General features: G+C 63.7%; 14 protein-coding genes. 6 read left to right on the top strand and 8 right to left on the bottom strand.

Going from position 1 to position 17,492, the window contains the following annotated elements:
- Nucleotides 1-66: 66 nt before the first annotated feature.
- Nucleotides 67-3,528: a transcription-repair coupling factor gene (mfd, locus tag HUK72_RS03350; RefSeq protein WP_176595528.1), complete on the bottom strand. Its 3,462-nt coding sequence runs from the start codon at nucleotides 3,526-3,528 to the stop codon at nucleotides 67-69.
- Nucleotides 3,529-3,636: 108 nt separating this feature from the next.
- The gene (locus tag HUK72_RS03355; protein WP_176595529.1) at nucleotides 3,637-3,906 is read right to left on the bottom strand and encodes a succinate dehydrogenase assembly factor 2; all 270 of its coding nucleotides are present in this window, start codon (nucleotides 3,904-3,906) and stop codon (nucleotides 3,637-3,639) included.
- An 85-nt stretch (nucleotides 3,907-3,991) separates the two neighbouring features.
- Here HUK72_RS03355 and recG point away from each other — a divergent pair, with 85 nt between their 5' ends.
- Nucleotides 3,992-6,055: an ATP-dependent DNA helicase RecG gene (gene recG / locus HUK72_RS03360; protein WP_176595530.1), complete on the top strand. Its 2,064-nt coding sequence runs from the start codon at nucleotides 3,992-3,994 to the stop codon at nucleotides 6,053-6,055.
- Nucleotides 6,056-6,222: 167 nt separating this feature from the next.
- The gene (locus tag HUK72_RS03365; RefSeq protein ID WP_176595531.1) at nucleotides 6,223-7,302 is read left to right on the top strand and encodes a mechanosensitive ion channel family protein; all 1,080 of its coding nucleotides are present in this window, start codon (nucleotides 6,223-6,225) and stop codon (nucleotides 7,300-7,302) included.
- Here the strand turns inward: HUK72_RS03365 and HUK72_RS03370 are convergent.
- Together HUK72_RS03370 and tyrS are read right to left on the bottom strand one after the other, a co-directional pair.
- The gene (locus HUK72_RS03370; protein ID WP_176595532.1) at nucleotides 7,274-7,627 is read right to left on the bottom strand and encodes a PilZ domain-containing protein; all 354 of its coding nucleotides are present in this window, start codon (nucleotides 7,625-7,627) and stop codon (nucleotides 7,274-7,276) included. The genes HUK72_RS03365 and HUK72_RS03370 overlap by 29 nt on opposite strands.
- Nucleotides 7,628-7,703: 76 nt before the next feature.
- Nucleotides 7,704-8,921, bottom strand: a complete 1,218-nt coding sequence (tyrS, locus tag HUK72_RS03375) for a tyrosine--tRNA ligase (protein ID WP_176595533.1) — start codon at nucleotides 8,919-8,921, stop codon at nucleotides 7,704-7,706.
- A 118-nt stretch (nucleotides 8,922-9,039) separates the two neighbouring features.
- Here tyrS and HUK72_RS03380 point away from each other — a divergent pair, with 118 nt between their 5' ends.
- From HUK72_RS03380 to HUK72_RS03390, 3 genes are all read left to right on the top strand, one after another.
- Nucleotides 9,040-10,128, top strand: coding sequence for an anhydro-N-acetylmuramic acid kinase (locus HUK72_RS03380; protein WP_176597723.1), 1,089 nt, complete (start codon nucleotides 9,040-9,042; stop codon nucleotides 10,126-10,128).
- Nucleotides 10,129-10,724: 596 nt separating this feature from the next.
- A complete protein-coding gene (locus tag HUK72_RS03385) occupies nucleotides 10,725-11,114 on the top strand; it encodes a hypothetical protein (RefSeq protein ID WP_176595534.1) in 390 nt (129 codons plus the stop codon).
- Nucleotides 11,115-11,188: 74 nt separating this feature from the next.
- Entirely contained in the window at nucleotides 11,189-12,034 is an 846-nt protein-coding gene (locus HUK72_RS03390) for a transporter (protein ID WP_176595535.1), read from the top strand.
- A 128-nt stretch (nucleotides 12,035-12,162) separates the two neighbouring features.
- On the opposite strand, the gene HUK72_RS03395 is transcribed toward HUK72_RS03390, so the two are convergent.
- Nucleotides 12,163-13,338 (bottom strand): VWA domain-containing protein, encoded by a 1,176-nt coding sequence (locus HUK72_RS03395; protein WP_176595536.1) that lies wholly within the window; start codon nucleotides 13,336-13,338, stop codon nucleotides 12,163-12,165.
- Nucleotides 13,339-13,462: 124 nt separating this feature from the next.
- Here HUK72_RS03395 and HUK72_RS03400 point away from each other — a divergent pair, with 124 nt between their 5' ends.
- Nucleotides 13,463-14,842: a methyl-accepting chemotaxis protein gene (locus HUK72_RS03400; RefSeq protein WP_176595537.1), complete on the top strand. Its 1,380-nt coding sequence runs from the start codon at nucleotides 13,463-13,465 to the stop codon at nucleotides 14,840-14,842.
- A gap of 223 nt (nucleotides 14,843-15,065) precedes the next feature.
- Here HUK72_RS03400 and HUK72_RS03405 read toward each other — a convergent pair whose 3' ends face one another.
- The 3 genes from HUK72_RS03405 to HUK72_RS03415 form a co-directional block, all read right to left on the bottom strand.
- Nucleotides 15,066-16,094, bottom strand: coding sequence for a hypothetical protein (locus HUK72_RS03405; RefSeq protein ID WP_176595538.1), 1,029 nt, complete (start codon nucleotides 16,092-16,094; stop codon nucleotides 15,066-15,068).
- Between the two features lie 92 nt (nucleotides 16,095-16,186).
- Complete coding sequence (locus HUK72_RS03410) at nucleotides 16,187-16,600, bottom strand: GFA family protein (RefSeq protein WP_176595539.1); 414 nt, start codon at nucleotides 16,598-16,600, stop codon at nucleotides 16,187-16,189.
- A gap of 37 nt (nucleotides 16,601-16,637) precedes the next feature.
- A complete protein-coding gene (locus HUK72_RS03415; RefSeq protein ID WP_176595540.1) occupies nucleotides 16,638-17,483 on the bottom strand; it encodes a MoxR family ATPase in 846 nt (281 codons plus the stop codon).
- Nucleotides 17,484-17,492: the final 9 nt, after the last annotated feature.

Here is a 17,492-nt window from a genome sequence, read left to right on the forward strand (position 1 = left end):
TTGCTGGCTGTTTTCCGAGAGATAACAAAGCGGTGCTGGCGCTAGCCATGTCAGGAGCACCGCACGCTAACCCGCAGCCTTCGCCAACCCCTTCGAAAGCTGCAAGGCCCCATTCAACCGCGCGCCCGGATCGGCCCAGACCCGGTTCACCACGACCTTGCTGTCCGGCCGCAGCCGCGCCACGCCGTTCAGCCGCTGGATATAGGCCACCAGCGCCTCGGGCCGGGGGAAGCGATCCTCGAAGAAGCTGACCAGTGCGCCCTTTGGTCCCACGTCGATCTTGGCGATATTGGCGGTGACGCAATTCTGCTTGATCTCGATGACCTTGAAGAGATTCTGCGTCGGCGCGGGCAGCTTCCCGAACCGGTCGATCAACTCGGCTGCAAAGGCCTCCAGCCCTTGCCGGTCCTCGACCTCGTTCAAGCGCCGGTACAAGCCCATCCGCAAATCCAGGTCCGGCACATAATCCTCCGGAATGAGGATCGGCGCATCCACGCTGATCTGCGGCGAGAAGCTTTCCCGCTTCTCAATCCCCGCCCCACCGGCCTTTGCCTCCAGAATCGCATCCTCCAGCATCGACTGATAGAGTTCGAACCCGACCTCCTTGATATGCCCGGACTGCTCATCCCCGACCAGATTGCCCGCGCCCCGAATATCGAGGTCATGGGAGGCCAACTGGAATCCAGCCCCCAGCGTGTCCAGATCGGACAGCACCTTCAGCCGCTTCTCCGCCGTCTCGGTGATCACCCGGTTCGCGGGCGTGGTGAAATAGGCATAGGCCCGCGTCTTCGACCGCCCGACGCGACCGCGAAGCTGATACAGTTGCGCCAGCCCGAACCGGTCCGCCCGATGGATGATCAGCGTATTGGCCGAAGGAATATCCAGCCCACTCTCAACGATAGTGGTCGACAGCAGCACGTCATAACGCTTGTCGTAGAAGGCCGACATCCGCTCCTCGACCTCGCCCGCCGCCATCTGCCCATGCGCGACCACGGGCCGAACCTCCGGAATCTCGGTCCGAAGGAACTCCTCCACCTCTGTCAGATCGGAAATGCGCGGCACCACGAAGAAACTTTGCCCCCCGCGATAATGCTCGCGCAGCAGCGCCTCACGGATCACCACCCCGTCCCAGGGCATGATGTAGGTCCGCACCGCCAGACGATCCACCGGCGGCGTCTGAATCACGGACAGTTCCCGCAAGCCTGACATCGCCATCTGCAAGGTACGCGGAATCGGCGTCGCCGTCAGCGTCAACACATGCACATCGGTCTTGAGCGACTTCAACCGCTCCTTGTGCGTGACGCCGAAGCGCTGTTCCTCGTCGACGATGACGAGGCCGAGCCGTTTGAACTCCAGCCCCTTGGCCAGCAGCGCATGGGTGCCCACCACTATATCGACGGTCCCATCGGCCAGCCCCGCCTTAACGGCCTTTGCCTCCTTATCCGGCACCAGCCGCGACAGGCGCCCAATATTGACCGGGAAGCCCCGGAAACGCTCCTCGAAATTCATGTGATGCTGCCGGGCGAGCAGGGTGGTCGGACAGATCACCACCACCTGCATCCCCGCCATCGCCGCCACGAAAGCGGCGCGCAAGGCCACCTCCGTCTTGCCGAAGCCAACATCACCACAGACCAGCCGGTCCATCGGCCTTCCGGCGCCCAGATCCTCGACCACGTCCATGATGGCGCGATCCTGATCCTCCGTCTCCTGATAGGGGAAGCGATCCACGAACGCCGGATAACCCGCGCTATCCGGTTCCGCCACGGTCGCGGCGCGCAAGGCCCGCTCCGCCGCCGTCTTGAGCAACTCGCCCGCAATCTCGCGGATGCGCTCCTTCATCCGCGCCTTGCGCCGCTGCCACGCCTCGCCGCCCAGCTTGTCTAGGCTCACCCCTTCGCTGTCGGAGCCATAGCGGGAGAGAACCTCCAGATTCTCCACCGGCACATACAGCTTGTCGCCGCCCGCATATTCCAGCGCCACGCAGTCATGCGCCGCCTTGGCGACCGGGATTTGCGTCAGCCCCTCATAGCGGCCGATGCCATGGTCCATATGCACGACCAGATCGCCCGGCGAGAGCGTCGCCAGCTCCTGCAAGAAGGCGTCGGCATTCTTCTTCCGCTTGGCCCGCCGCACCAGCCGGTCGCCCAGCATGTCCTGCTCGGTCAGCACCGCCACATCGGGCGCGGCAAAGCCATGGTCCAGCGGCAACACGGTCAGCACCGTGCTCCCGCCCGCCGCGATCCCCAGCGCCTCCTGCCAGCTATCCGCCGCCGCGACCCGCTTCAGTCCATGATCGACCAACAACCCCGAAAGCCGCTCCCGCGCACCCCCGGAATAGCTGGCGATGACCACCTTTTTCTTCGCCCGCTGGAGCGAGGCGATATGCTTGCCCACCGCCTCATAGACATTGGCGTTCTGCGCCCGCTCCGGCGCGAAATCGCGTGGTCCGTCGACCTCGAAATCAAGGACGCTGGGGCTTTCCGGCTCATGAAAGGGCGTGGTCGCGTGCATGGGCCACTCGCGAACCAGCCCGTCCCATTCCCCCGCGTCCAGATACAGCGCTCCCGGCTCCAAAGGCCGATAAGCCCCCGGATCGGACGACTTCGCCTGCACTCGATTGGCATGATAGTCCCGGATCGCCTCGAACCGCGCCTCGGCCGCGCCCGCTACGCCGTGATCCAGCACGACCAGCGTGTCGTCGCCCAGATGCTCGGTCATTGGCACCAGCCGTTCCTCGAACAGCGGCAGCCAATGCTCCATCCCCGCCAGCCGCCGCCCGTCGCTCACCGCCTGATAAAGTGGATCGCCCGTCGCCGTGGCTCCGAACGTTTCGCGATAACGCCCCCGGAACCGCTTGATCGTTTCCTCGTCCAGCAGAGCCTCGGAAGCGGGGAGCAGCGTGAACCCCTCGACACTCCCGCTGGTCCGCTGGTCGGCCGGGTCGAAGCGCCGCACCGTCTCGATCTCATCCCCGAAGAAATCGAGCCGCAACGGCTGTTCCTCGCCGCCGGGGAACAGGTCGACAATGCCGCCGCGAATGGCGAACTCGCCCCGGTCATGCACGGTATCGGTCCGCACATAGCCATTGGCCTGCAACATCTCCGCCAGCCGTGAAATCGCGATCCGCTCCTTGGGCGCGAGCTTCGCCACCAACTGCCGCACACGGAAGGGGGTGAGGGTCCGCTGGGTAAGCGCATTGAGCGTCGTCAGAACAAGCTGCGGTCCCTTGGGCTTCCCCTGAAGCGCATAAAGCCCCGCCAACCGCGCCGAAGCCGTCCGCAGCGAGGGACTGGCCCGGTCATAGGGCAGGCAGTCCCATGCGGGAATTTCGACAATCTCGATCTCCGGCGCGAAATAATGCGCCGTATCCGCCACCGCGCGCATGAGCTGTTCGTCGGGCGCGACGAACAGGGCGCGCGAAGGCGCCGCCCGGGCAATGTCCGCCAGCAACCAGGGCTGAAATCCGGCCGGAACCCCCGAAAGGGTGATGGGGGTTTGCGCTTTGAGGATTTTCAGAAGATCGGTCATTTTTACTTCGTCATTCCCGCGGAGGCGGGAATCCATCTCCCGGCCTTGCGTCTGGATGCTCCGTCAGGAGATGGATCCCCACCTTCGCGGGGATGACGGAAAGGGGCGCTATTTCTTCCCCACTTCCACAAAATCCAGCTTCGCAAACTTGTCCCACATCGGCCCCTGCCACTCCTCCGGCACCGGCAGCACGCCCATGGCCCAGGCCATGATGTCGGCATCCTGCTCATCCATGAACCGCTCGAACCAGGCGATCTCTTCCTCGCCCCATTCCGCATGATAGCGATCGAAGAAGCCGCCCACGGCCAGATCCGCTTCCTTGATGCCACGATGCCAGGCCCGGAATTGCAGGCGGCGGATGCGGGGATCTTCGTTCACAATTTGTTCCTTGCGCAGACATGCCAAAATCACCGATCGGATGTTTGCGCATCGTCCCGGCTGGGCTAGAGGAAGGGCCATAACCATGCGCCCGGATATCCTCAACCCACTCTTCACCGAAATCGAAGCGCTGAAAGGCGTAGGGCCCGCGCTCGCCAAACCGCTGGAGCGCCTGGGTCTGGCCCGCGCCGTCGACGTGGCGTTCCACTTGCCCGTCAGCTTCATCGACCGCCGCATGGTGGACGAACTGATTCTCTCCGACTCCGGCCGCGTCATCGGAATAGAGCTTACCCCGACCGACTATCGCGCCTCCGGCAGCGCCCGCGCGCCCTTCCGCGTCATCGCGCAGGACAAGCATGGCAACAGTGTCGCGCTGGTCTATTTCGGCCGCAACAGCGCCTGGCCCCGCAAGCTGCTCCCGCTCAACGAACCCAAATTCATCTCCGGCAAGCTGGAAGCCTATGGCGACAATCTCCAGATCGTCCACCCGGACTATGTCCTTCCGCCGGAGGAAGCCGCGACCATCCCCTCCCGCGAGCCGGTCTATGGGCTGTCGGAGGGACTCACCAACAACCGCATGCGCGACCTCGCCGCACAGGCGCTGAGCCGCTCCCCAGACCTTCCCGAATGGATCGAACCCAGCCTGCTCGCGCAAAAGGGCTGGCCCACATGGCACGAGGCGCTCACCCGCATCCACGCCGACCCCAGCGACGCCAAGGCCCGCGAGCGCCTAGCCTATGACGAGATTTTCGCGGGCCAGCTCGCGCTGATGCTGGTCCGCCAGTCCTCCCGCAAGCGCAAGGGCGTTCCCATCGCCGGAGATGGCCGCCTGCGCGCCATGCTGCAACTGCCCTTCGCACCGACAGGCGCCCAGCGCCGCGCCTTCGGGGAGATTGAAGGCGACATGGCGCAGCCCGTCCCCATGCTTCGCCTCCTGCAAGGCGACGTAGGCTCAGGCAAGACTCTCGTGGCCCTGATGGCGCTCCTCAACACGGTGGAAGCGGGCGCTCAAGGCGCGCTCCTCGCCCCCACCGAAATCCTCGCCCGCCAGCATTATGAAACCCTGCGCAAGATGGCATCCGGTCTGCCGATCACCATCGCCATCCTCACCGGCCGGGAAAAGGGCAAAACCCGCGAATCCACCCTGATGGGCCTCGCGGACGGCAGCATCGACATCCTCGTGGGCACCCACGCCATCTTTCAGGAAGCCGTCCGCTACAAGAATCTCGCCCTCGCGGTGATCGACGAACAGCATCGCTTCGGCGTCGCCCAGCGCATGATGCTCACCTCTAAGGCCGAGCGCACCCCGCATTTGCTGGTGATGACGGCGACCCCGATCCCGCGCACGCTGACGCTGACCTATTATGGCGAAATGGACGTCTCCCGCCTGGACGAGATGCCCCCCGGCCGCCAGCCGATCCAGACGGTCGTCATGTCCGCCAACCGACTGGATGAGGTGGTCGAAGCCCTGGCCCGCCATGTCGAAGGCGGCGGCCAGGCCTATTGGGTCTGCCCCTTAGTCGAGGAAAGCGAAACCAGCGATCAGGCCGCCGCCGAAGCCCGCGCCGAAATGCTGAAAATGCGCTTCGGGCAACAGGTCGGCCTCGTCCACGGCCGCATGAAGGGGCCGGAAAAGGACGCCGCGATGGAGGCGTTCGCCTCCGCCCGGACGAAAATCCTCGTCGCCACGACTGTCATCGAAGTCGGCGTCGACGTTCCCAACAGCAACCTCATCATCATCGAAGGCGCCGAGCGTTTCGGCCTCGCGCAGCTCCACCAGCTACGGGGCCGCGTGGGCCGGGGCCAGAATCACAGCGTCTGCATCCTGCTTCGCGGCGGCGCGCTCAGCGAAACCAGCCGCGCCCGCCTCGCCCTGATGCGGGAAACCAATGACGGCTTCCGTATAGCCGAAGAGGATTTGCGCCTGCGCGGCGCCGGCGAAATTCTGGGCACCCGCCAGTCGGGCGAACAGCAACTCAAACTCGCCACCCCTGAACATCTCTCGGCCTTGCTCGATTCCGCCCGGGACGACGCCCATCTCCTCATCGATCGCGACGGCGGCCTGACCGACGCCAGAGGCGAAGCGGCCCGGACTTGTCTCTACCTCTTCGAGCGGGACGCCGCCGTAGGCCTGCTCCGCAGCGGCTAGCGAAACAGCTAGAAACTATCGTGTTCCTGCGAAGGCAGGAACCCAGTCCCGCCGTTCGATAGCCGCACAACCGCCCGAACTGGGTTCCTGCCTTCGCAGGAACACGCTTCACCCCGACCGATTGCTGCATCCGCGAAACCATCCGGCCCTCATGTCGTTGCAAAACCATGCAATCCGACATCAGCCTGCACCACATAACGCCGATGGCGGCGGTCTCCATCGCTCTGTCGGTCCTCGTCGCCTTCCTGCTCCACTGGTTCGCTTATTGGCTGGGCACCCGCATCGTCCGCCGCATGAAGATCGAGCCGGTCATCCTTCCCGCTCTCTATCACCCGACCCGCTGGCTGATCGTGCTCATGACCCTGGCGGCAGGTGTCCAATCGCTCACCTTCAGCGCAAAGGTCGAGGGGATCTGGTCCATCGGTTCGAAAATGCTGTTCATCCTGCTCATGGGCTGGCTGATCTTCTCGATGATGCGCGCCACCCGCATCATCCTGGAGCGGCGCAGCGACATCACGGTCGAGGATAATCTCAAGGCGCGCCGCCAGCATACCCGCATACGCATCCTCTACCGGGTGGCGCAGTGCATCATCGGCTTCCTCATCATTTCGCTGATGCTGATCGCCATCCCCGGCGTCCGCACCGTCGGCGTCACGCTGATGGCGTCAGCGGGCCTTGCGGGCCTCGCGGTCGGCGCCGCAGCCCAGCCCGCGCTCAAGAACCTCATCGCCGGTATCCAGATGGCTTTCTCCGAACCCATCCGCCTGGACGACGTGCTGATCGTGGAGGGCGAATGGGGCAGGGTGGAGGACATCAAGCTCACCTATGTGGTCGTCCGCCTCTGGGACGACCGCCGCCTGATCGTCCCCGTCTCCACTTTCCTTGAAAAACCCTTCCAGAACTGGACGACGAAAACCGCCGACCTGCTCGGCACCGTCTTCCTCTATGTCGATCCCGCCACGGACATAGAGCCGATCCGCGCCCAATTCATCGAAGCCGTCCGATCCAACAGCCGCTGGGACGGACGCGTCGCGATATTGCAAGTCACCGACCATCGCGCCGATGCGCTGGAACTGCGCGGCCTGCTCAGCGCCCGCAACGCCGGCATCGCCTTCGACCTGCGCTGCGAAGTCCGGGAAGCGATGATGCACTATCTGCGCACGCAAATGCCGCAAGCCCTGGTCCGATCGCGCCACCGGTTGGAGGCGGGGGAGGGCTTTACCAGGCCGTCTGCCGCGGCGGAATGAGGGAAAGCATCGCGTCATAGGTGCGGGCTTCGATCCGCTCGCGAAACTCGACGCCGATCCGGCCTTCTTCGGCCCAGCGCACTTCCCCGGCCTGCTCCTTCACGATGGGCAGCCAGATCGTCACCCGTTCCCCGATCGCCAGTTGCGCCTCGGTCCGGCACATCAGCCCAAGCGCTGAGATATTGATGATCCGCGTGCCGTGGGTCCGTCCCTGCGCCGTGATATGGCTCACCATATCGACCAGATCGCGTTGCGCGCGCCGCTGGTTGATCGCGGGATCGCGCGACTGGTTCAGATGGGAAAGGCTGGCGAACATCGAAGGCATGTCCCCAGATTAGAGTAGGGAAGATAGAATCTTCCTTACCCCATTTGGTTAATGTCCTATATACGCTCTTTTGATTTCAGGCGGTTACCAGCCCATGCTTCTTCGCGCCGAAGCTGAGCTTGTCGCCCGGTTTCAGCACCAGAGCTGGATCGCTGACCACCTCGCCATTCACCCGAATGGCCCCCTCCGCCAGCTTCCGCCGCACTTCCTTGTTGGACGCCGCAAAGCCCAGGGCGGTCGTGCCCTGAACGACGTTCAGCCCCTCTGCGCCCAGGCTGACGGTCGGCAGATTGGCATCCGAAGCGCCTTCCTCGAAAGTCTTGCGCGCGGTCTCCGCCGCCAGCGCAGCCGCCTCTGCCCCGCGGCAGAGCGCCGTCGCCTCATTGGCGAGTATCTTCTTCGCCTCGTTGATCTCCGCACCCTGAAGCGCGGCCAGCCGCTCCACCTCATCCATCGGCAGGTCGGTGAACAGCCGCAGCCGGTTCGCGACATCGGCATCGGCGGTATTCCGCCAGAACTGCCAATAATCGTAGTTGGAGAGCTGATCCTCGTTCAGCCACACCGCGCCGCCGACGGTCTTGCCCATTTTGGTCCCGTCGGCGTTGGTCAGCAGGGGCGTGGTGAGGCCGAACACCTGCGTCCCGTCCACGCGCCGGGCCAGTTCGACCCCGTTGACGATATTCCCCCACTGGTCCGACCCGCCCATCTGCAACCGGCAGGCGGACCGCCGCGACAGCTCCAGGAAATCATAGGCCTGAAGGATCATATAGTTGAATTCGAGGAAGGAGAGCGACTGCTCCCGATCCAGCCGCAGCTTCACCGAATCGAAACTCAGCATCCGGTTGACCGAGAAATGCTGGCCGATGTCGCGCAGGAACGGGATATATTCCAGCTTGTCGAGCCATTCGGCATTGTCGAGCATGATCGCGTCGGTCGGCCCGTCCCCGAAGGTCAGGAAGCGCTCGAACACCCGCTTGATGCTCGCGACATTCTCCGCGATCAGATCGGTGGTCAGCAGCTTGCGCGCCTCGTCCTTGAAGCTGGGATCACCGATCTTGCCGGTGCCGCCGCCCATCAGCACGATCGGCTTGTGACCGGCCTTCTGCAACTGCCGCAGCATCATGATCGACACCAGATGCCCCACATGCAGCGAAGGCGCCGTCGGATCGAAGCCGATATAGCCCGGCACGATCTGCTTGGCGGCAAGGGCGTCCAGCCCCTCCGCATCGGTCAACTGGTGAATATAGCCACGCGTTTCGAGCAGGCGGAGCAGATCGGAGGAATAGCTGGTCATAGTGCGGCGCCCTGTAGCATCGCGGTTTGTCATCGTCACCATTATGTTGATAGTCACGCCAAAGTTGATTCTCCGCATTTCAGGGGCAGCAAGACAGGCCATGACAGACAGTCACCCCATGCTGGCAATAGGCCTGATGTCGGGCACCTCCCGCGATGGCATAGACGCCGCGCTGATCGAGACCGACGGAGATGGCGTCAGCAAAGGCGTCGCCTTCCACGCCATGCCCTATGGCGAGGGTTTCCGCCTCCGCCTGGCCGAAGCCTGCCAGCGCGCCATGACCATGGAAAAGCCCGGCTTCGAACCCCTGATCCACGCGGTCGAGGAAGAACTGACCGAACTCCATGTGGAGGCGGTCTCCGACCTCCTCGCCCGCAGTGGTCATGTCACGCAGGACATCGCCATTATCGGCTTCCATGGCCACACCGTAGCCCACCGCCCCGAACGGCGCTGGACCTGGCAGATCGGGGACGGCGCGGCGCTCGCGGGCGCGTTTGGCATCCCGGTCGTGGCTGACCTGCGCAGCGCCGACGTTGCCGCCGGAGGGCAGGGCGCTCCGTTGCTTCCCGTCTATCACCGCGCCCTGGCTTATGACCTTCCCAAGCCGGTCGCCGTCCTGAACCTTGGCGGCGTCGCCAATATCACCGCCATTGCATCCGACGGAGAGATCGTCGCCTTCGATACAGGCATGGCGAGCGGCCTGATCGACAATTGGATGCAGACCCATAGCGACCGCAGCTTCGACGAAAATGGCGCCGCCGCCGCCAGCGGTGACATCGATCAGGCCCGACTGGCGCAGATGCTCTCCGACCCCTGGTTCGCCGTCGCGCCCCCCAAGAGCATAGACCGGGAAGCCTTCACCATCGACGCCATGCGCGGTCTCTCGCTGGAGGATGGCGCGGCTACTTTGACGGCCTTTTCCGCCGCCGCCGTGGCAAGAGCCCTCGATCATCTCCCTGAGCGCCCGGCTCGTATCTACGCTGCGGGTGGCGGTCGCCACAATGCCACGCTGATGCGGATGCTGGCCACCTATAGCGGAGCCGAGGTCCGTGCGGTGGACGAACTCGGTTGGGACGGGGACGCCCTGGAAGCGCAAGGTTTCGCCTATATGGCCGTCCGCCACCTGAAGGGCCTGCCGATCAGCTTCCCCGGCACCACCGGCGCGCCGCAACCTATGACCGGCGGCGTCCTTTTCAACCCGGCCTAGGTAGCATGGACAAATTCGGAATGTCGGGAAATGGCCAATCCAAGACATTCCCCCTCCCGCAAGCGGGAGGGGTTAGGGGGGTGCGAGCGCAGCGAGCTTCCAGCTTAGCCGTTGAAAATTCACGCTGATGTCGCGCCAGCCCACCTCCTAGCCCCCTCCCGCTTGCGGGAGGGGGAATGTCCTGAATCCACCCAAATCGGTCATTCCGGCGTGCCCTGAATTTGTCCACGCCACCTAGTCTGCCCACGGTCAAAATCGGCTGGCCTCCGTCACGCCGGATCAAGCGCGGGGTGACGAGAAAGGGAATGGCTGTATCCACCCCATTTCCGCCCATTCGGGCGCCTTTGGTCGCCCATTTTGCACATATCACCCGATACTTGACCGCGACGAACCTCTCCGAAAGCCTTATCTCTTCCTTCTATCCCGCCGTAAATCATCAATAATTCCGGCCAATATATTTCCCTGAACGGATGTTCATCTCCAATATTCCGAAACTAATTCTTTCGGTCGATTCCGCTTGGGAAAGAAATCAGCAACATAAGGGCGGGGCTTCGAACCGGAAGTGCCCGGGGGTGTCACATCATAGGAGAGTCGCAGTGACCAGATTTACCTTTCCCCTCATCGGCTTTGCCGTTCTGGCCGCCACTGGCGCACAGGCTCAGGACAGCAATGTGAAGGGGACCCTTCAGGACAGCAATGTCAAAGGCGTGCTTCAGGATAGTAATGTGAAGGGCACGTTGCAGGATGCCAATGTAAAGGGCACGTTGCAGGATGTGCAGGGCGCCACGGCGGTGGCCCAGGACGCGCGCACCGCATCGACCGAGGCCCGCAGCGCTGCCACCGATGCGCGCAGCAGCGCGTCGGAAGCCCGTTCCTCCGCCGTTGAAACCCGCCGCGCTGCGCAGGACGCCCGCGCCAATGCCAGCGCTGCCCGGGAAACGGCCACCTCCGCCAAGGAAACCGCCCGTTCCGCTCGCGGTAGCTGACCGCGCATGACGCATGAAAAGCGAGGGCGGGCCCAACAAGGGTCCGCCCCGCTTGGCCTATGGAGGGGAAATCCATGAAGGGGATCATGACGCTGGCCGTCGCCGGCATGGCCATGACGGCAGGCGAATCGCCCGCCCTGGCGCAGATCGCGGCGCAAAGCGGCCCGCAAACCGCCCAGGCCGAAGAACCGTCCACAGGCTTATCCACAGCTTCGTCCACAGGCGGCAGCCTGACCGCGATCACTGGCATCGATTACAGCAGCGGCGATTACGGCACCGGCTCCGACACCCATATCTTGGTCGTGCCGATGAGCCTGCGCTACCGCACCGGCCAGCTTCGCTTCACCGCGACCTTGCCCTGGCTGCGCATCAACGGCTCGTCCGCAATCGTCGGCGGCGGATCGGGCGGCGTCATCATCGATCCGAACGCGCCGCGCACCACCCGCAGCGGCCTGGGCGACCTGACCCTGGGCATCGGCTATCAGATTCCCGAAGAGCAGTTTGGCTTCGGCCTCGATCTTTCGGCTCGCGTCAAGCTCCCCACCGCCTCCCGCTCCAAAGCGCTGGGCACCGGCAAGACCGACGTGACGGTCGCGGCGGAAATCTCCAAGAGCTTCGGCGCCATCACGCCCTTCGCCAATGTCGGCTATCGCATGCCGGGCGACCCGTCGGGCTTCGACCTGCACAATGCCTGGACGGCGTCGGGCGGCGCGAGCGTGATGCTGGGCCGATCCGTGCTGATCGCCTCCTATGATTATCGCGAGTCCACCAGCGACTTCGCCCGCGACAGCCAGGAACTGTTCGGCGCCTTCAGCACCCCGGTCGCGCAAAAGTTGATCTTCACGCTTTACGGCACCGCCGGTCTCAGCAAAGGCGCGGCCGATTATGGTGTGGGTTCGATGATCGGCGTGAGATTCTAAAAGCTCCCCACCCATTTTAAGCCCCGTGCTCCTGCGAAGGCAGGAGCACGGAGTGTTTTTAAAAACCTGCTTCCCGCCTCGACGTTGACCGCAATCAAGACGCCAATTGAACCAAATTCAGCTTCGATTCACCGCTTCCGCGTCAATTCCCGCATCGCGTCATCGATCCCCTCGATGGTCAGCGGATACATGCGCCCGTTCATGATCTCACGGATCATCTTGGTCGACTGGCTATAGCCCCAATGCGCCTCCTGCGCCGGGTTCAGCCACACCGCCGCCGGATAGGTATGCAGCACCCGGCTGAGCCACGTCGCGCCCGGTTCTTCGTTCATATGCTCGACCGACCCGCCGGGATGGCTGATCTCATAGGGGCTCATCGCCGCGTCCCCGACGAAGATCACCTTATAGTCATGCCCATATTTGTGCAGCACGTCCCAGGTCGGCGTCCGTTCCGAAAAGCGCCGCTTATTATCCTTCCACACGCCTTCGTAGAGGCAGTTGTGGAAGTAGAAGAATTCCATATTCTTGAATTCGCTGGTCGCCGCCGAAAATAGTTCCTCGCAGAGCGTGATGAACGGGTCCATCGATCCGCCGACGTCCAGGAACAGCAGCAGCTTCACCGCATTGTGCCGTTCCGGCCGCATGCGGATGTCCAGCCAGCCCTGCCGCGCCGTCCCCCGGATCGTCTCTTCCAGATCCAGCTCGTCCGCAGCGCCCTCCCGCGCGAAGCGCCGCAGCCGCCGCAACGCCACCTTGATGTTGCGGGTGCCCAGTTCCTTCTGATTGTCCAGATTGGCGAATTCGCGCTTTTCCCACACCTTGATGGCGCGCTTATGCTTGCTTTCGCCGCCGATCCGCACGCCTTCGGGGTTATAGCCGCCATGGCCGAAGGGGGACGTGCCGCCAGTGCCGATCCACTTGTTGCCGCCCTGATGACGCTCCTTCTGCTCCTCCAGCCGCTTCTTCAGCGTCTCCATGATCTCGTCCCAGCTCCCCAGCGACTTGATCTTCTCCATCTCTTCCGGACTCAGGAATTTCTCCGCGACCAGGCGCAGCCATTCCTCGGGGATTTCCGCCTCGACGCCCTCATTGCCCAGCACGCCCTTGAACACGCGGGCGAACACCTGGTCGAAGCGGTCGATCAGCCCCTCATCCTTCACATAGGTGGCGCGGGCGAGATAATAGAAATCCTCCGGCCGCTGCCCGATCACGTCGCGATCCAGCGCCTCCAGCAGCAGCAGATGTTCCTTGATGCTGGCGGGGATGCCGGCAGCACGCAGCGCGTCGAGGAAATTGAGCATCATGACGGCGCCCTTGTCCGTCAGCTTGGCCGAGTATGCAAGCTCCGCGGCGTTGTCGGAATGTTAAGTGTTGCAATGCATCGTTAACAAGGCAGTATCCATATCGGGCGGAATAGGGCGGCGATCATTGGAAAACGGGGATTTATTGACTGATCTGGGGGAGCGATCGGGCGACATCGCATTGCAATGCAGCGAAACGGCGGGCTTCCTGGGGGAGCTGACGCGGCGCATCCAGGCGGATTCCGCGCATCTGGGCGAATTGCAATCGACCATGGAAACGCTGGCCGTCAGCCAGAATGAAAGCGTGCTGGCAGCGCAGGAACTCAGCCTGACGGCGCGCCGGGCCGGCACCATCATTGCCCAGGGGCACGAAACCATTGGGCGGTCGTTGGGGCAGATCACCGAACTCATCGAAAATGTGACGGGCCTGGAAGGGCATTTGCGCCAGTTTCTGCACGTCATCGAAACGGTAGGCGACATTTCCGACCAGCTTGGCGCCATCGCCCGCCAGACCCGGCTGCTGGGCGTCAACGCGGCGATCGAGGCGGCACGGGGCGGGGAGGCGACCCAGGGTTTCGCCGTGGTGGCGGACGAAATCCGGCGGCTGGCGGGGCAGGCGGGGGAGTCCGCCGCATCCGTGGGTGACAAGCTGGGCCAGCTCGACCGCGATGCGCGCCAGTTGATCGGCGGGGTGGAGGCCAATATCCTGCGCGGCCGCGATGTCGGTTCCCATATCGACACGCTGCGGATCAGCATGGCCGAAATCGCTTCTCTGGTGACGCAATTCGGGGACCGGTCGGACACGATCGTCACTTGCACGGACGAGGCCGACAGCGACGTGGCCGCGCTGCGGCAGGGCCTTGCCCGGTTCAGCCGATCCGCGACGGAAAGCGCCACCCGCGTCGAAACCGCGCGCGGCCATCTGGAAGGTCTGGAGGGGATGGCGAACGCCATGCTCAACACATCTGCCCATAGCGGTCTGGTCACGCGCAACAGCCGCTACATCGCGATGGCCGAAGAGGGCGCTGAAGAGATGCAGGCGCTGATCCAACAGGCGCTGGCCGAGGGGCAAATGGACATGGCGGGTCTGTTCGACACCGCCTATCGGCCGCTGCCCGGTTCCGAACCGGCGCAATATGAAAATGGCTTCACCACTTTTGCCGACCGTTTCGTACAGCCTTTGCTCGACCGGCGGACGGCGCAGGACAGCGCGATCGTCGGCTGCTGCCTGATCGACATGAACGGCTATCTGCCCACCCATATCAGTGCGCGCAGCCAGCCGCAGCGGCCCAGCCAGACGCGTTGGAATATGGAACATGCGCGCAATCGGCAGATATTCATGGACAGCCAGACCCGCCGCGCATTGGACGGGGAAGGGGACTTCTTCCTGTTCACCTACCGCCAGGATCTGGGCGAAGGACGCTATCGCGCGCTGCGCAGCGTGTTCGTGCCGCTGAAATTCGGCGGACGGCGCTGGGGTCTTTATGAGGTCGGCTATCTGATCTGAGTGCCAGTATGGCAAGATTGGGTGGTTTCAGGACATTCCCCCTCCCGCAGGCGGGAGGGGGCTAGGGGGTGGGCTGGCGCGACATCAGCGTGAATTTTCAACGGCTAAGCTGGAAGCTCGCTGCGCTCGCACCCACCCCTAACCCCTCCCGCCTGCGGGAGGGGAATGTCTTGGATTGGCCAATATTGACCATCAGATTAATCCCTCCATACCCAACTGACTGTCAGCGCAGCTTCGCGCTCGCCGTCCGCACCGTCACCTCGCCGTTAGCGGCATAATCGGCGGTCGCCCCGGCCTGGGCGGTCTGGGGATCTTTCCCGTCCAATATCTGCGCGATCTGCCGGGCGGTCGGCACCTTGTCATAGATGCCGTAAAGGTCGGTCTGACCCACGGAATGGATCGAAAGCTGATAGCCCTGGCCCGCCTTCGCCGGATCGAACGCGACCACGGTTCCCGCATCGTCCAACGGCACGATGATCGCGCCATCCGCAGCGCCGATTTGCTGAAGGATGTCGTAGCTCCCGTCCGCCGTATCGACCTTGCCCCGCACACAGAGCGGTTCCCGCCCTTCACGCGGCAGGGAAATATCGACAGGCCCAGCAGCGGTCCGCGTTGTCAGGCGGGCATCGCCTTCCTCTTGGGCGGGGCACGCCGCCAGCCGCGCCGGTTTCGTGGCGTGAAGCCCAGCCGGGTCATCGAACCGAAGGCCGGCCAGCATTCCGTCCAACCCGGCCAGCACTTCCTTGCGGCGCTCCGTCGGCCCGGTGACGCGCAGCTTCACCACCCAACGCCCCGCATGCAGGAAAGCCGCCGCCGTGGTGAGCGCTCCATCCGCCGCGTCATCATAGACGGCGCGGATCGCGCTGCCGTCCCGTCCCGCCACGGCCACGCTGGCATAAGCGGTGCGATGCGTCCTGGCGCCGAACCGCTCCATCACCGCCTTGTCCGTCATATAGGCAGCGAGGGAGGCGTCAGCATAGCTCGGCAGATAGACGTAGAGCGTTGCCTGGATCGCGCCGTCGTCCGACAGATATTGCGCGTAATTGTCGATACCCTTGCCGCCGTTGGAAACCTCCCCGCTCTTGGAGAGCGACAGGCCGGCCACGCTTTGCGGCATGCTGATCCCGGCGGCGTCCGCGCGCAGGGCGGTGGCAGTCGGTGTCCAGGCTTCCCGTTCCTCGGCGGCGCGCGCGAACGCGGGCGCTGACAAGGCCAGCACCGCCGACAAAAGGGACAACGCACGCTTGGGCATTGGCATCCTTCCCCATTCATGACCGTCTTTTCGCGGCTTTGAATCTCAGAAGGAAAGTTGAGCGGAAATGCAGGGTCCGTGCAAGCGGGCTTTTACGCTACGGGACGAATTTGTGCCGGATAATGGGGCAGATCAGGGTCCAGATGCGCCCAGGCGGGCGCCGCGTCGGTCCAAATGACCGCCTGAGGCCCCAGAAGATCGGGATCGTCCAGCGCTCCGGCCCGGATGAAGGTCAAATGCGGGCGCGATTCGGCCAGGCTGAACAGGGGCGTGCCGCATTCGGGGCAGAAGCCGCGCCGCATCGCATTGCCGCTGTCAGCGACATTTTTATGCCAGCGCACTTCGCCCGTGACCGTCAGTCTGTCGGACGGGAAGCAGACATTCACCGTCCCGGACCCGCCGCCCAGATATTGGCAGAGCCTGCACCAGCACATGCGCGCCGCCATCGGCTCCGCATCGATGCCGATCCGCACCTGTCCGCACAGGCATCCGGCTTGATGAGCCATGGGTCGAACCTTTCCAATCAGGCGCAGGGGATGGTCGTCACCGCCCCTGCCTTCGGGCCATGAAGGCAAGCCGTTCGAACATCATGATGTCCTGCTCGTTCTTCAGCAGCGCGCCGTGGAGCGGCGGGATCGCCTTGGTGGGATCGCGGTCCTGCAACACGTCGAGCGGCATGTCCTCGGCCAGGATCAGCTTCAGCCAGTCGAGCAATTCGCTGGTCGAAGGCTTTTTCTTGAGCCCCGGCACGTCTCGGATTTCGTAGAAAATCTCCAGCGCGCGATTGACCAATATCTTCTGGATGCCGGGAAAATGCACGTCGACGATCGCCTGCATCGTCTCCCGATCGGGGAATTTGATATAATGGAAGAAGCAGCGGCGCAGGAACGCGTCCGGCAATTCCTTCTCATTATTGGAGGTGATGACGACCACTGGCCGTTCCTTCGCCGCCACCGTCTCGCCCGTCTCATAGACATGGAAGGCCATGCGGTCGAGTTCCTGCAACAGATCGTTGGGGAATTCGATGTCCGCCTTGTCGATCTCATCGATCAGCAGCACCGGCAGGGTGGGGGCGGTGAAGGCCTCCCACAGCTTGCCCTTGCGGATATAATTGCCGATGTCGTGAACGCGCTGATCGCCCAGTTGACCGTCGCGCAGCCGGGCCACGGCATCATATTCATACAGGCCCTGATGCGCCTTGGTCGTCGACTTGACGTTCCATTCGATCAGCGGAGCATTGAGTGCCTTGGCGATTTCCTGCGCCAGCACGGTCTTACCCGTGCCCGGTTCGCCCTTCACCAGCAGGGGGCGGCGGAGCAGCACCGCGGCATTGACGGCCACCTTCAGATCATCGGTGGCGACATAATCCTGCGTGCCTTCAAACCGCATATGCTTGCT

It is taken from the genome of Sphingobium sp. 15-1, assembly GCF_013375535.1.
Lineage (GTDB): Bacteria > Pseudomonadota > Alphaproteobacteria > Sphingomonadales > Sphingomonadaceae > Sphingobium > Sphingobium aromaticivastans.

Bases quoted from the DNA above. Each gene is read 5' to 3' on its own strand.
- mfd (WP_176595528.1), bottom strand. From the start codon at position 3,528: ATGACCGATCTTCTGAAAATCCTCAAAGCGCAAACCCCCATCACCCTT.
- recG (WP_176595530.1), top strand. From the start codon at position 3,992: ATGCGCCCGGATATCCTCAACCCACTCTTCACCGAAATCGAAGCGCTG.
- HUK72_RS03365 (WP_176595531.1), top strand. From the start codon at position 6,223: ATGCAATCCGACATCAGCCTGCACCACATAACGCCGATGGCGGCGGTC.
- HUK72_RS03370 (WP_176595532.1), bottom strand. From the start codon at position 7,627: ATGCCTTCGATGTTCGCCAGCCTTTCCCATCTGAACCAGTCGCGCGAT.
- tyrS (WP_176595533.1), bottom strand. From the start codon at position 8,921: ATGACCAGCTATTCCTCCGATCTGCTCCGCCTGCTCGAAACGCGTGGC.
- HUK72_RS03380 (WP_176597723.1), top strand. From the start codon at position 9,040: ATGCTGGCAATAGGCCTGATGTCGGGCACCTCCCGCGATGGCATAGAC.
- HUK72_RS03390 (WP_176595535.1), top strand. From the start codon at position 11,189: ATGAAGGGGATCATGACGCTGGCCGTCGCCGGCATGGCCATGACGGCA.
- HUK72_RS03395 (WP_176595536.1), bottom strand. From the start codon at position 13,338: ATGATGCTCAATTTCCTCGACGCGCTGCGTGCTGCCGGCATCCCCGCC.
- HUK72_RS03405 (WP_176595538.1), bottom strand. From the start codon at position 16,094: ATGCCCAAGCGTGCGTTGTCCCTTTTGTCGGCGGTGCTGGCCTTGTCA.
- HUK72_RS03410 (WP_176595539.1), bottom strand. From the start codon at position 16,600: ATGGCTCATCAAGCCGGATGCCTGTGCGGACAGGTGCGGATCGGCATC.
- HUK72_RS03415 (WP_176595540.1), bottom strand. From the start codon at position 17,483: ATGCGGTTTGAAGGCACGCAGGATTATGTCGCCACCGATGATCTGAAG.